Below are 715 nucleotides of genomic sequence, written 5' to 3'. Positions count from 1 at the left end.
TCGAGGGCTTCCGCGAGCTTTTAACTGGCTTGGCAAAGGGAGAGCTTACTGCCCATCCGCAGGCGCTGGTGAACAGAAGCTATTTTCCGAAACGTCGACGCCCAGATGCGGCAGGCTGTCTGCGATGGGATCGATCCGCGCAAGAGCTGTCAGCGATGACGCGTGCCCTAGACTTTGGCCCGTATCATCCCAATCCATTGTGTCTGCCCAAGGCGCTCGTAGGCGATGAGGTTGTCGCTGTCAGACGCCTGGAGGTGTTGCCTCGACGCTCGGGCTTTCCCGCGGGTTCCCTGCTTGAAATCCACTCCAGCCACTGGCGTGTGGCGACGGGTACGCAGGATGTCGATGTTTGCTTTGGCGGCCCCGATGGTCAGCTGCTGGACGCGCGAGCCTTCGCCAGGCACTCCAATCTGGATGAAGGTGGTCGCCTTCCAATTTTGAGCGATGAACAGGCGCGGAGCATAACTGCCGCCCATGAATTGCTGGCGCCTTCAGAGGATTTTTGGCGACAGCGGCTTGAGCAGTTTAAAACATCGCAGTTTCCTTTCCTGTCGTCGTCCGTAGCTGAGACGCCGCCCAGATGGCAGTCGAGTTCGGGGGTCATTCCAAGTGCTTTGGCTAAGCTGTCGCCACTCGATCGCACGGAATACTTGGTAACGGCTTGGCTGATCTATCTCGCCCGCATCACGGGAGAAGCAGAGCTTCAACTGGGATG

General features: G+C 58.6%; 1 protein-coding gene. It reads left to right on the top strand.

What is annotated here, in order from left to right; genetic code table 11:
* Positions 1-155: 155 nt before the first annotated feature.
* The coding region (locus AC0L2A_RS36275; RefSeq protein ID WP_473612986.1) for a DNA-3-methyladenine glycosylase at positions 156-715 on the top strand (560 nt) is incomplete at its 3' end.

The sequence above is a fragment of the Mesorhizobium sp. WSM4844 genome, assembly GCF_055811775.1.
This window is presented reverse-complemented; position numbering and strand designations above follow the sequence as displayed.